12 protein-coding genes are annotated in these 12683 nt (G+C 69.4%); 6 read left to right on the top strand and 6 right to left on the bottom strand.

All coding sequences use genetic code 11. The annotated features are described in order from the left end of the window. Positions 1 to 4: 4 nt before the first annotated feature. Positions 5 to 1147: an ABC transporter substrate-binding protein gene (locus tag ACH4S9_RS26300; protein WP_398374063.1), complete on the bottom strand. Its 1143-nt coding sequence runs from the start codon at positions 1145 to 1147 to the stop codon at positions 5 to 7. A 431-nt stretch (positions 1148 to 1578) separates the two neighbouring features. Between ACH4S9_RS26300 and ACH4S9_RS26295 the strand changes: the two genes are divergently transcribed. Then, entirely contained in the window at positions 1579 to 2211 is a 633-nt protein-coding gene (locus ACH4S9_RS26295; RefSeq protein WP_311721886.1) for a VOC family protein, read from the top strand. Next, a complete protein-coding gene (locus ACH4S9_RS26290) occupies positions 2208 to 2867 on the top strand; it encodes a GntR family transcriptional regulator (protein WP_311721885.1) in 660 nt (219 codons plus the stop codon). The genes ACH4S9_RS26295 and ACH4S9_RS26290 overlap by 4 nt, the downstream gene beginning before the upstream one ends. Here the strand turns inward: ACH4S9_RS26290 and ACH4S9_RS26285 are convergent. From ACH4S9_RS26285 to ACH4S9_RS26275, 3 genes are all read right to left on the bottom strand, one after another. Beyond that, positions 2864 to 3463, bottom strand: a complete 600-nt coding sequence (locus ACH4S9_RS26285) for an exonuclease domain-containing protein (RefSeq protein WP_398374062.1) — start codon at positions 3461 to 3463, stop codon at positions 2864 to 2866. The two genes, ACH4S9_RS26290 and ACH4S9_RS26285, sit on opposite strands and share 4 nt — an antisense overlap. A gap of 65 nt (positions 3464 to 3528) precedes the next feature. Continuing rightward, positions 3529 to 4431: a ketoacyl-ACP synthase III family protein gene (locus ACH4S9_RS26280; protein WP_385344050.1), complete on the bottom strand. Its 903-nt coding sequence runs from the start codon at positions 4429 to 4431 to the stop codon at positions 3529 to 3531. A 319-nt stretch (positions 4432 to 4750) separates the two neighbouring features. After that, positions 4751 to 5359 (bottom strand): TetR/AcrR family transcriptional regulator, encoded by a 609-nt coding sequence (locus tag ACH4S9_RS26275; protein ID WP_398374061.1) that lies wholly within the window; start codon positions 5357 to 5359, stop codon positions 4751 to 4753. Positions 5360 to 5405: 46 nt separating this feature from the next. Here ACH4S9_RS26275 and ACH4S9_RS26270 point away from each other — a divergent pair, with 46 nt between their 5' ends. The 3 genes from ACH4S9_RS26270 (at position 5406) to ACH4S9_RS26260 (ending at position 9650) form a co-directional block, all read left to right on the top strand. Further along, positions 5406 to 5870, top strand: coding sequence for an SRPBCC family protein (locus ACH4S9_RS26270; protein WP_311721880.1), 465 nt, complete (start codon positions 5406 to 5408; stop codon positions 5868 to 5870). Between the two features lie 272 nt (positions 5871 to 6142). After that, positions 6143 to 7957, top strand: coding sequence for an ABC transporter ATP-binding protein (locus ACH4S9_RS26265; protein ID WP_311721879.1), 1815 nt, complete (start codon positions 6143 to 6145; stop codon positions 7955 to 7957). Positions 7958 to 8102: 145 nt separating this feature from the next. Next, positions 8103 to 9650, top strand: coding sequence for a helix-turn-helix domain-containing protein (locus tag ACH4S9_RS26260; RefSeq protein ID WP_398374060.1), 1548 nt, complete (start codon positions 8103 to 8105; stop codon positions 9648 to 9650). 178 nt (positions 9651 to 9828) lie between these two features. Here the strand turns inward: ACH4S9_RS26260 and ACH4S9_RS26255 are convergent, their stop codons facing one another. Together ACH4S9_RS26255 and ACH4S9_RS26250 are read right to left on the bottom strand one after the other, a co-directional pair. After that, complete coding sequence (locus ACH4S9_RS26255) at positions 9829 to 11148, bottom strand: MFS transporter (protein ID WP_385344059.1); 1320 nt, start codon at positions 11146 to 11148, stop codon at positions 9829 to 9831. A gap of 33 nt (positions 11149 to 11181) precedes the next feature. Next, positions 11182 to 12084 carry a LysR family transcriptional regulator gene (locus ACH4S9_RS26250; protein ID WP_398374059.1) on the bottom strand — a complete coding sequence of 301 codons (903 nt, stop codon included), beginning with the start codon at positions 12082 to 12084 and terminating at the stop codon, positions 11182 to 11184. Between the two features lie 97 nt (positions 12085 to 12181). Here ACH4S9_RS26250 and ACH4S9_RS26245 point away from each other — a divergent pair, with 97 nt between their 5' ends. Then, positions 12182 to 12673 carry a GNAT family N-acetyltransferase gene (locus tag ACH4S9_RS26245; protein WP_385344063.1) on the top strand — a complete coding sequence of 164 codons (492 nt, stop codon included), beginning with the start codon at positions 12182 to 12184 and terminating at the stop codon, positions 12671 to 12673. Positions 12674 to 12683 lie beyond the last annotated feature (10 nt).

Below are 12683 nucleotides of genomic sequence, written 5' to 3'. Positions count from 1 at the left end.
GCCGTCATCCCTCGGCCGGGACCTGCTCGCCGTTCTTGACGATCACGGCGACGGGGGTCGGCGGGTCGGCGGGACGACGGTCGGACTGGAAGCGGAACTTTCCGTACTGCACGCTCGGCAGATCGGCCGAGTTCTTCAGCCCCTGGTACACGCCCTGCCGGGTGGCACCGCCCTTCTTGGCCGCGTGGACCAACTGGGTCAGCGCGTCGTACGCGTACACCTCGAACGCGCCCGGGACGTGCCCGTACTTCGCCTTGAACGCCTTGGTGAACGCCTTGACCCGGGGCTCGGAGGAGTTGGGGAACCAGGTCGCGGTGGTGAGCGCTCCCTCGGCGTCCTTCCCCGCGAGCTTGATGCCGGTGGCCGTCAGCTGCTCGGTGAAGATCTCGGCGGTGACCCCCGCCTTGGGCGCCTGGGTGAGGATCGCCGCCGCGTCGTTGTCGTAGCCGATGTCGTAGACCAGATCGGGCTCGGAGTCGCGGGCCTTGATCAGCAGCGGCCGGAAGTCGGTGGTGGAGGGCAGGTAGGCGGCGCTGTAGGTGACCGTCAGCCCGAGCTTCTTCGCCCGCTCCTGGAAGATCTCGAAGACCTGCTTGCCCCAGTCGGTGTTCTGGTAGACCACCGCGATCTTCTTGCCGAACTTCGCCAGTTCATCGGTCTGCTGGACCTCGGCGGTGGCCTGCGAGATGCCCGGGCTCCACATGTACTGCCCGCCGAGGGTGAACTTCGGCGAGGAGTTGGTGAAGCCGTATTGAACCAGCTTGTTCCGCTCGTAGACCGGCGAGGCGGCCATCGAGGCGGGGCTGGAGAAGTCGCCGAGCTCCGCGATGATGTTTTGGTCGTTGACGAACTTCTGGGCGATCGGCACGGACTGCTTGGGGTCGGACTGGCTGTCCTCCCACTTCAGCTTCACCTTGCGGCCGTTGATGCCGCCGTCGGCGTTGATCTGGTCGAGCGCGAGGTCGAAGCCCTGCTTGTAGAACTTCCCGTACTCGGCGTACTGGCCGGTGACGGGAGCCGAAACCCCGAAGTAGACGGGGCCGGTGCTGTCCGCCGACGTGCCGGAGCCTTCGCCGCACGCCGACAGGGCCAGCAGGGAGGTGGTCGTCAGGGCCCCGATGAGCAGGCGTCTCTTGCTGGATATCACGGTCGTACTCCTGGTGAGGACATGGCATCGCGAGGTAGCCGCCCGGACATGCGGGCGCACACGGCAGCGGTCGGCCTGAAGAGAATGGAGATGGAGAAGAAAGGCGAAAAAACGCCACATGGCGGGTCAGAGACCCGTAAGAGGCGGACAAGGCCGCGGACGAGGATCGGACACTACCGATCCCTCGCGGGGGCGGACCCGGCCGAGGTCAGATGCGACAGAGCGTGCCGGAGACGCGCAGCAGGTCGATGTGGCGACGCAGGGCGCGGGCGAAGCCGACGAGGCGGACGGGGGTGCCGTACACAGCGGACTTCGACTTCACGGCAGCTCCCTCCCGTCAGACGCTCGGACTCGATGGGCTCCGACCGTAGCCGCGCCCTTTCCGCACGTCAAGGCTTGAACGTATACACGCGTGTACGTAGTCTCCCGGGATGAACGCCCATCCCGGATCCCTCGACCACGTCGTCCTCGCCACGCCCGATCTGGAGGCGACGGTCGCCGACTTCGCCCGGCGCACCGGCGTGCGGCCCGCCCCCGGCGGCGCCCACCCGGACCGGGGCACCCGCAACTGCCTGGTGTCGCTCGGCGGTTCGGGCTATCTGGAGATCATCGGCCCGGACCCGGACCAGCCCGAGCCCCCGCGGCCCCGCCCCTTCGGCATCGACCGGCTGACCGGCCCCAGGATGGTGACCTGGGCCATCAGCCCGCCCGACCTGGACAGGGCCGTGGCCGATGCGCACGCGGTCGGCTACGACCCGGGGCCGGTACTCCCGATGAGCCGCCGCCGCCCGGACGGCACCCTGCTGACGTGGCGGCTGACCTCCTTCGACACCGCGCACCCCTCCGGACTGGTCCCGTTCCTCATCGACTGGACCGGATCGGCCCACCCCACCCAGGCCGGCCTCCCGCAGACCCCGCTGCTGGACCTGTCCGCCCGCACCCCGGATCCGGACGGGGTCCGTGCCCTCATCCTCGCCCTCGGCACCAGTCTGCCGCTGAGCTCGGGCCCCTTGAGGCTGTCCCTCACCGTTGACACCCCTCGTGGACCGGTGACCTTCACATGAGCGTCTACGACTCCGCCGCCGTGCAGTACGAATCCATCCGCGCCATGATCGTCGGCGGCGAACTCCCGCCAGGGGCCGTCCTCCTGGAGACGGCCCTGGCGAAGAAGCTCGGCGTCTCCCGCACCCCCGTGCGGGAAGCGCTCGCCCGGCTGGCCCAGGAGGAGCTGATCAACCGCGAGATACGCGGCTACGTCGTCAAGACGCGGACCCCGGAGGAGATCCGCGAGATCTACGACGTCCGGATCACCCTCGAGTCCGCCTGCGCCGCGGCGGCCGCGGAACAGGCGTCCCGTCGTGACCTGGCCGCCCTGGAACACATCACCGCCGAAGCCGAACAATGCGCGGACCAGGAGAAGCACGCCGAGCTCAACACCGAGTGGCACCAGGCCCTGCGGGCCGCGGCGCACAACGGCACGATGTCCCGGCTGCTCGACGGACTCGGCGTGCTCCAGCAGATCTACAACCCGCAGATGACGCAGGTCGACCACCTGGACCAGGCCCTCCGCGCGGGCCAGGAGGAACACGTCGCGATCCTCGACGCCATCCGCCGAGGCGACGCGGAAACGGCGCGCACGGCGATGATCCGTCATCTGTCCCGCACTCGGGACCTGCGGGTGGACGCTTTCCAGCGGAACCACACGGCCATCCGGTGTTAGCGCCGGATGCCGCCCACGGGCAGGACCGCCCCGGCGCCGCACAGATGCTTGATGGCAGCGGCGAAGGAATAGCAGTCGAAGAGCGCCGAATGCTCCTTCCCTGCCGCAGGCCTGGGAAGGCCGAGCACCTGCCACAGCCGGCCGACGTTGCTGTTTTCCGTCTCCGGCGCGACGGCGTTCAACCAGGGGCGAATATTCAGGAAATGGGCGGCGAGAAACCCGTGCTTGACGTCTTCCCCTCGGGCTCGCGCCCAGCCCACGTTCTCCCCCAGAACCACCATGTCGTTGCCGTAGGAAAGCACCGACTGCCCCCGGCAGAATCCGAGGAAGTCGCCGAGTGCCTCTGCCGCGGAGACGCCTTCCCGGTCCACCATCTCCTGCTCGATTCCGGTCAACTCGATGAAGTAGGGGGACAGCTGCGGATTGACCACAGGCCGCACGACTGCCTCGTACTCCTCGGCGACGGAAAAGTCCTCACGCAGGCGCAGCGCACCGATCTGCACAATCTCACGAAGCTGTCCCGGCGCTCCCCAGTCCTGCTCAAGTGCCCCGTGCCATGTGGTGAATTCAAGGTCGAACACAACGAACGTGGACACAACGGGTCTCCCTCTCGCGCAAGTGGCTGCAAGGCTAGCGCCAAGCGCGGGCCGCCGGCGCCCCGTCAGTTACTCGCCTGCTGCCACTCCGGATCCGCCACGATCTCCACGACGGCGCAGCCGAAGGTGTACCCATGGCCGACGCTGGACAGCACGACCTTGTCACCCGGTTTGACGGCCCCGGTCTCCAGCAGATGGTTGAGTCCGGCGAACTGGTCGCCCGCTCCCAGGTGGCCGAGGCGGCGGCCGAATTCCCAGTTGGTCTGTTCGACGTCGATGCCCGCGATCTTCTTGACCTCGTCCCAGTCGATCACCGCCCGCCCGGCGTGCGGGTACACGAACCGGGCGACGTCCTCGATACCGATGCCCGCCTCGCCCATCGCCTGCTCCATGACCCGCTGCTGCCCGGCGGCGCCCGCCCTGGCCGTGTCGGCGACCTCCACACCGCTGCTGCTCAGGTATTCCTTGAAGCGCCGCCGCAGGCTGACCGGCCACCCGTGCTCGCCCGCGGCGGCAGCCCACGGGGGCAGTTGGTATTTGTCGCTGGTGGTGATGAGCGCGGCGCTGGACGGCCCGCCGGCCGCCACATAGGCCGCCACGAGGTCGAGCGTGCCGATGCCTCCGTTGGACGCCTGCTGTAAGTTCATCGCCGGGGCCCGGCCACCGACGGTACGAGACTGGATATACGCGGCGGGCGCCCAATGGTCCAGGCCCTGGAATCCAAAACTGGTGACGTGCGCGACGAGCATGAAGTCGTCGTGAGCGGCCGTGCTACGGCTCAGTGCGCGCCGTGCCGCCTCCACGGCCAGGTCGGCCTGGCTCAGGTCATCCACGACGCTGACGCTCACCAGGTCGTCGACCTTGCATTCATCGGCATCGTAACGCCCTTCGGCCACGGCCTGCCATACGTCCTCACTCCGGCCCAGCCGGACGCCTGACGCATCGATATAGAGGTCATTCCATCTCATGTCCGCGTTTCCCTTTCTTGTGACAACCATGTCGCTGCCGCAACGTGTAGTCAGCCGCGCCCGGGAACGTCGAGTGCAACTCGGGCACATCAAACCGAAAGGGAACGAGCCTTTGCGTAATCCCCGCCCGAAAGCCGCGCCACCCCTGGAAAACCTGGAAACATCCCCCGCTCACCGCTGCATTCGACATCATCATCACCGGCGGCGGCCCAGCCGTCAGCAGAAGCGCCGCAAAAGCTTTAGTCAAAGGCAATCGCGGAACATTGGATACGCCCAGTATGCACTGATCGCCTCCCATCGCCGACACATGGCGAATCCATCACTCCGAGCCGTAGAACAGCCTCAGGAACTCCTCCATCGCCGCGTCGACGGCGGCGCGGTCACCGGTGGCGAGGAGGTCGAGCAGCAGACCGCGGACGGTGGCAAGGCCCAGCCTGGCGCGGTTCCGGGCCACGGCAGGGTCCGCCCCCGCGCCGACCTCGGCGGTCACGAGCGGCTCCAGCCAGTCCGTCACGAGCCCTTGGAGCACCGGGACGGCCTCGGGCCGGCCCCGGAGCGCATGCCCGCAGACTTCGAAGAACAGCCGCTCCTGACCGGCCACCCGAGGATCCGTCAGCTGCTGCCACAGCCGCCGCGCGACATCGGCGGGCGAGAGACCGGGCTCCAGGCGGAGCCGGGACAGCAGTTCGCGCTGGCGCCGCTCCGACGCCCGGACGATCTCGATGAGCAGCTGTTCCTTGGAGCCGAAGTAGTGGATCAGCATGCGGTGGCTGACGCCGATCGCGGCGCCCAGGCGGCGCAGGCTCAGATCCGCGATGCCGTGCGCCGCGACGTGGTCGACCGCCGCGTCCACCAGTTGTGTGCGCCGGTCCCCGTCCGTGCCCTGGCCGGCCTCGCCGTCGGAATGCGCCTCGTCCGTAGTCACCACGCCGCGAGTGTACCAATCGGTACATCGAGCATGTACCGTCTGGTACATGAAGTCCGTCACCGTGTCGATCGACGTGCCGCAGACGCCCGAGCAGGTCTACGACTTCCTCGATGTCATGGCTCACCATGAGCGATTCACCAACCACTACCTGACCGACTATCGCTACAGCGGCCCCGACCGCGGCGTCGGATCGCGCGCCACGGTCACCGTGGCGCTGGGCGGCACGAAGACCGACGTCAGCATCGAGGTCGTCGAGGCCGACGCGCCGCGGCGCATCGTCGAGCGCAACGTCAGCGCGGGCGGCCGGCGGCTGGCCCACGGCACCTACGCCATCGAGCCGCTGCCCACCGGCGGGAGTCACATCTCGTTCACGTACGCCTGGGTACGCGCCCCGCTCGCCGACCGGCTGCTGGCCGCTGCCGTACGGGCCACGATGCGGCGCGCCAACCGCACCGTCATGCAACGCCTGGCCGCCGAGTTGGCACGCCACGTGTCCACGACCGACTCCTGACAGCCGTACGACGCGGGACACAAGGCGGCACGGCGGCCCTGGTCCATGGCAAGGCGGTGGCGATGGCTGAGAAAAACGCTTGGACGCCACGGTCGCCGTCACGGGACACTGCGCCTTCGGGCCGGTCCGTACCCGCACATTGACGTTGCCACGAGCTTCGCGGGGGCTCCGTCGCCGTGTCGCGTCTGTGGGAGGACCACCCGGGCCAGGGAGAAAACGGCAGGCCCCGGCAAGGCATGTGACGGGCCGCCATACGACAACCCAGGGGTGGAATGGGAACGCCTGAATCGCGCGAGGTCCCGCCGGGCACGGGCCCGGTGATCCTCGCACTTCGTTACTACGGACGCGAGTTGTCCCGGCTACGGCGGGTGGCGGTGCCCGCGATGCTCCTGCCGGCGCTGGGCAACATCGGCATCTTCTACATCGGGCCGCTGATCGTCGCGAAGCTCGTGGGCCGAATCGCCGGCGACTCCGGTGTCTCGACCGGCACGACGCTGCCCTACGTACTCGGCTTCGTCAGTGTCCTACTGCTGGCGGAGTTGCTGTGGCGCATCGGCCTTCACTGCCTTAACCGCCTTGACGCGCACGGCATCGAGCATCTGTACGTGATCGGTATGGACGAGTTGTTCGCCAAGGACGCGGCGTTCTTCCACGACAACTTCGCCGGGTCGCTGACCAAGCGGGTCCTGAGCTTCGCCGCCCGCTTCGAACAGTTCATCGACACGCTGGCATTCTCGGTCGTGGCCAACTTCGTGCCACTGGTGTTCGCCTCGGTCGTGCTCTGGACCTATGAACCGCTGCTCGTCGTCGGGCTCTTGGTGATGATCGTACTGACGGCGCTGTGTGCGATGCCCCTCATCCGGCGCCGCCAGCGGCTCGTCGACCAGCGCGAGGAGGCGATCGCCCGGGTGGCAGGCCACGTCGCCGACAGCCTGATGAACATGGCCACGGTCCGGGCGTTCGCCGCCGAGGAACGGGAGGCCGCGGAGCACCGGTCCCGCGTCGCGGAGTCGCGGCGACTCTCGCTGAGGTCCTGGGACTACGGCAATCTGCGCATCGACACGCTGGTCGCGCCGCTGTCCGTGCTGACCAACACGCTGGGCCTGCTGCTCGCGGTCGCGCTCGGCGGGGGCACGCACAGTGTGGAAGCGGTCGTGGTCGCCTTCACGTACTACTCCAACGCGACGCGGATCATGTTCGAGTTCAACCAGATCTACCGCCGTCTGGAGAGCTCGATGACGGAGGCCGCGCAGTTCACCGAGCTGCTGCTGACACCGCCGACCGTGCTCGACCCGGCGTCGCCGGAGCCGCTGCGGTCCGAGGGCGCCGACGTCCGCTTCGAGAAGGTGACCTTCGCCCACGCGGGCGCGGAGACACTGTTCGACGGCCTCGACCTGGCCGTGCCCAGCGGGACGAAGATCGGTCTCGTCGGCCGGTCCGGCGGGGGCAAGACCACGCTCACCCAACTGCTGCTGCGGATGACCGACATCGACGCCGGCCGGATCCTGATCGGAGGGCAGGACATCAGCAGGCTGCGCCAGGCCGACCTGCGCAGCCTGATCGCCTATGTGCCACAGGACCCGGCGATGTTCCACCGCACGCTGCGGGACAACATCGCGTTCGCCCGACCCGACGCCACCGACGCCGACATCCGCCGCGCGGCCGAGGCGGCGCATGTCACGGAGTTCGCCGATGCGCTGCCGGACGGCTTCGACACCATGGTGGGCGAGCGCGGTGTCAAGCTGTCCGGCGGACAGCGCCAGCGGGTCGCCCTTGCCAGGGCGATCCTCCGCGACGCGCCGATCCTGCTGCTCGACGAGGCGACCAGCGCCCTGGACTCCGAGAGCGAGATCCTCGTCCAGGAGGCGCTGTGGCGGCTCATGGAGGGGCGGACGGCGCTTGTGGTGGCCCACCGGCTGAGCACCATCGCCACCATGGACCAGGTCGTCGTCCTCGACCGCGGACGGATCGTCGAGCAGGGCCCGCACCAGGAACTGCTCGCGTCGGACGGCGCCTACGCGAAGCTGTGGCAGCACCAGGTGGGCGGCTTCCTCGATGACAGCCCCGCACGGGCCGACCTGCACTGATCCTCGCGTCACCCCATGTCGTCCGGCCTGATGTGTACGCCACTCCCCCAGGCCCCGTGAACCGGTCAATAAAGTAGGCGGTGTGCGGACCGCGGATCGGGCCGCGCGACGTGGCGAACCACGGGGGTGAGAGAGGAGCACTGCTGTGGAGGCACGGGCGCACGCCGGGTGGCTGGATGAGTTGCTGCACGAGGTGCGGCGGCAGATGGCCCAGGGGGCCGGGGCGGATCCGCGCGCGGTTCTCGACTGGCTGAGTCGGCAGATCGACGCCGATGTCGCGCTGGTCGGGAGCGCGGGCGCGGTGGAGGCGGCCACCACGCGCTTCCCGCGGCAGATACTGCCCTCGCTCGAACCCACCCTCGCGCGGCTGGCCGGCGGGCGGATGGCCGCGGCCGCCACCGAGGCCGGCGCCCTTCAGGTGCGTTTGGAGGCACTCGGCCCCCGCGCACCACGCCCGGTCCTGGTGGTGGCGGGCGCCTCGGCGCCCACACCCGGCGCGGCGTCGCTGGTCTCGCACGCCGGGAGCGTCATCGCGCTCCTGGACCGGGCGCAGGACGCGGACACCACCTTCCGCGGCTATCAGCACAAGGCGCAGCAACTGCGGTTCGCCGTGTTCAGCGCCCTGCTGGCGGGGGATCTCACGCTGGCCCGACGGATGACCACCGGCGCCGTCCCCGCGCTGCTGGACGCCGAGCGGCTGCGCGTCTATCTGCTGCACTGCACCGTCGAGGACCGTGACCGGCTGGCACAGATCCACCAGGACGGGGCGGGCTATCACGGCACGGGGCTGATGGTGCACTGTCCGGCCTTCAAGGAACACCTCATCTGCCTCGTCGCCGCCGACGCCGACGCCGATGCCGACCCCGACGCCGATGCCGACCCCGACACGGCCCACGGTCAGGGCACGGTGCTGCGCCGTCTGGTCCGGGAGAACCCGCACTACGCGCTGGGCATCAGCAGCCCGTATCCGCTGGGCGCCACGGCCGAGGCGTACGGGCAGGCCCTCCACGCCCTTGCCGCGGCGCGCCAGACGCCCGAGCGGGTGGCCGCCTACCTCGGCCGGACACCGCTGGTGCCACTGCTGCCCTACGAGGATGCGAGCGCCTGGGCCCGCGCCTTTCTGCGGCCGCTCGGGTCCACCCCGAGGGCCACCCTCGACATCACCCGGCTCGCCGTCACGTTTCCCCGGTCCGCCGTGGCCAGGCTGCTGGACATCAGCCGCAACACCGTCTCCCACCACCTCAGACGGGTGGAGACGACCCTCGGTCTCGACCTGAGCGACGTCCGCACCCGGGCCGCCCTCGACCTGGCCTTCTGCCTGTCCGGACCGCATCCGGACGACGTGTCCGGTGGCTTCGGCGGCTTCGGCGGCTCCGGCGGTCACCACGGGCGGCCGACGCCCACCCTGGACGAACTGCTCCGCACCGAGCCCGCGCACGCATGGGCACGGGAATTCCTCCGCCCACTCCAGGACACCCGGGGCCGCGCCCTGCACACCACCCTGTGCGCCTGGATCGACGCGAACACGGACGCCCAGCGGACCGCCCGCCACCTGGGCCTCAGCCGCAACACCGTCAGGGCCCATCTGCGCGCCGCGGAACACCTGCTCAGCCGCGACCTGCTCACCACCGGTTCCGGAATCCACGACCTGGTGCACGCCCTGCACATCACCGGCCTGCCCCCGGCGGGCTGACCGTGCACCGTGCACATATCGCGGGCACACGGTGCGCACCGTGCACCGTTGCCCGCCCCGCTGATCCGTTTTAACGTCACTCCTGCCGCACAGCACGGGAACGAAGCCCCGGCTCCCCACGTGACGACGGCCTGCATCACCACGTGGGGAGTGATCCAGGCCGTCGTCGTACGGTGTCTCAGTGCTCCGAGGGCTTCTTTCCCGCGCTGGGCGCGCCGGAGCGGGCAGCGCAGCGAGCAGATGCGCGCGACTTCCAGCGGGTGCGGCGTTCCGCGTCGGCCGTGACCGCCAGGGCTACGACGGTGAGCAGGGACAGCAGTGCCCAGGCCGGTGTGAAGCTGCCGGTGAGATCGACCAGCAGGCCGAGCGCGGGCGGCACCGTGACGATGGCGATCTGGTTGACGGACATGGCCAGCCCCAGAGCGAAGCCCGTCTTGTCCGGTGGGGCCGCTTCGGTGACGTAGGCGACCCACGGGCCGTACCAGCCGAATCCGAAGAAGCCGAGCCAGACGAAGACGCCGGAAGCGACGACCGGTGCCCGCCCCGCCGGTGTCATCAGCACGGCCAGCCCGGCGACCACGGCGACCATGCAGACCAGCACGATGGCATAGCGCCCGGACCTGCTCCGGTCGCTCCAGGCCGCCAGGCATATCCGGCCCGCAACACCCGCGCCCTGGGATGCCACGAGGATCAGGGCCGCCTGCCCGGCGCCGACCGATGACGCCTGGTGGAGGTGGAGCACCGTCAGGATGCCCACGCCGCACTGCACCGAGATCAGGCTGGTCCCCGACAGCATGATCTTCACCGTGGACGGTTCACGGAGCATTCGCAGCCGGGCCCGGAGCTGTGCCGCTAGCGGGGCCGACGGCTCCTTGTCCTGTGGGCCGGGCAGCGCGGGCGGCCGACGGTAGCAGCCCATGAAGAGCCCGGCCCCGAGCAGCGCGACGAAGCCGCCGGTCAGCAGTGTCGCCCGCCAGCCGAACTCCTCGGCGACGAGCGGGAGTACGGCCGAGGCCAGCGCCGCCCCCAGCGGCAGCCCGGCCTGCCGGATACCCATCGCGAAGCCCCGCTGTGACGCGTCGAACCAGGACGCCACCGACTTGCTCCCACCCGGCTGGACGGTGCTGTATCCCGCCCCGACCACCACCAGCGCACCCAGCAGGGCCGCGTATCCCGGGGCCAGGCTCCCCGCGCACAGAGCCAGCGCGACCACGCCGGCCCCGATCCCGACCACCCAGCGCTCGCTGTAGCGGTCGAGCAGCTCACCCGCCACCAGCAGCCCGGCCAGCGGCACGAACTGGGCCGCCGAAACCAGCAGACCCAGCTGCGCCGTGCTCAGGTCCAGGGACCGCTGAAGGTGGACGCCGAGCGCTCCGATGCCGCCCACGAAGAAGCCGGACGCGGCCTGGGTGAAGGTGGCGATGCCCAGCACAATCCAGCGATAGCGCCACGGGTCGCCGGCCTGGGATCGGGCACGTCCGGCCGTTTGCAGTGTCATGCCGACCACACTGTTGTCATCACCTTGCGACTCTCAACCCTTACGCTGAGGCTGCCATGACTCGGACGCTGCGATGAAGGCTCGAACGAGGGGACGTTCGTCTCCGCGGCGGGTGGCCATGAAGATCTGGCTTCTGGGAGTGGGCCCGTCGAGTTCGACCCTCCGGACGCCCGGGGGAAGCAGTGTCGTGACGCTGTAGGGGGCGATACTGACGCCGAGACCGGCGGCGACGAACGTGACGATGGTGTGCCAGTTCGAGAACTCCTGCGCGACGTGGACGTCGACGCCCGCATCCCGCAACGGCCGCGTGTTCACGTCGAACGCGTGGGCCCCGGCTGAACGCGGGAACAGGATCAGTGGGTCGGCGGCCAGGGCCGTCGCCTCCACACGGTCGCCCCTCGCGGCGGGGTGCTCTGCTGGGACGATGGCGACGAACCGTTCCGTCGTGAGCGGCGACAGGTCGATATCGTCACGCTCCTCGGGGTCCCGCACGATCCCGACGTCAGCCGTGCCTCGTCGCACGGCCGCCAGCACTTCGACGGTGAAGCCGTCATGAAGTTTCACCTGGACATCCGGACGACGCCGCGAGAACGCACGGAGCCGTTCGCCGACGATGGTCGTGGCAGAGGTGATGAAGGCGACATCCAGGCGGCCGGCCTCGCCGCGACCGACACGGCCGGCCTCGTCGAGGTCGGCCGCCAGACGACCCAGAAGGTCTCTCGCACGTGGCTGGAACGCCTCTCCCGCCTCGGTGAGGCGGACACTTCGGGACGTCCGTCGGAACAATTCGACGCCGACGATCTTCTCGAGCTGTCTGATCTGCTGAGACAGGGCCGGCTGAGCGATGTGCAGCCGCTGGGCGGCACGGCCGAAGTGGAGTTCCTCGGCCACAGCCAGAAAGTACCTCAGATGACGGAACTCGATCGCGCGATCCATACACCCAGCTTATTGATGACAGCTCCCCTATGTATTGGACGTATGGGTGGGCAGGGCGGAGGCTGGTGAGCAACCCCACCGGAAAGGAAACCGCCCGATGCCATTCGCCTCTGCCCCGACCACCATCGCCTCGATCACCTCCCAGAGTGACGCCGCCGCGTTCCGGACGCTGAACGAGGAGTGGATCTCGCGCCTGTTCACCCTGGAGGAAGAGGACCGGGCCGTTCTCGAGGATCCGTTCGGCCACGTCGTGGGCCCAGGCGGCGACGTGCTCCTGGCTCACGAGCCGCACAGCGGCACCGCAGTCGGGTGCGTCGCGCTGCTGGCCTATCCGGACGGCGTGTTCGAGCTGGCGAAGATGGCCGTGGCCCCCGCCGCGCAAGGACGCGGCATCGGCCGCCGACTTGTCACCGCAGCGATCGACCGCGCCCGCGAACTCGGCGGGACCCGGCTGTTCCTCGGAACCAACAGCAAGTTGGCCCCCGCCATCCACCTCTACAAGGACGCCGGGTTCGTCACGATCACCCGCGACCGCCTACCGGTGGCGGACTACTACGCCCGCGCCGACACTCTCATGGAACTGAGGTGACGCCCCGCCC

It is taken from the genome of Streptomyces sp. NPDC021225, assembly GCF_044332865.1.
GTDB lineage: Bacteria > Actinomycetota > Actinomycetes > Streptomycetales > Streptomycetaceae > Streptomyces.
The sequence above is the reverse complement of the archived record's forward strand: the minus strand, read 5'-3'. Positions and strand labels throughout refer to the sequence as shown.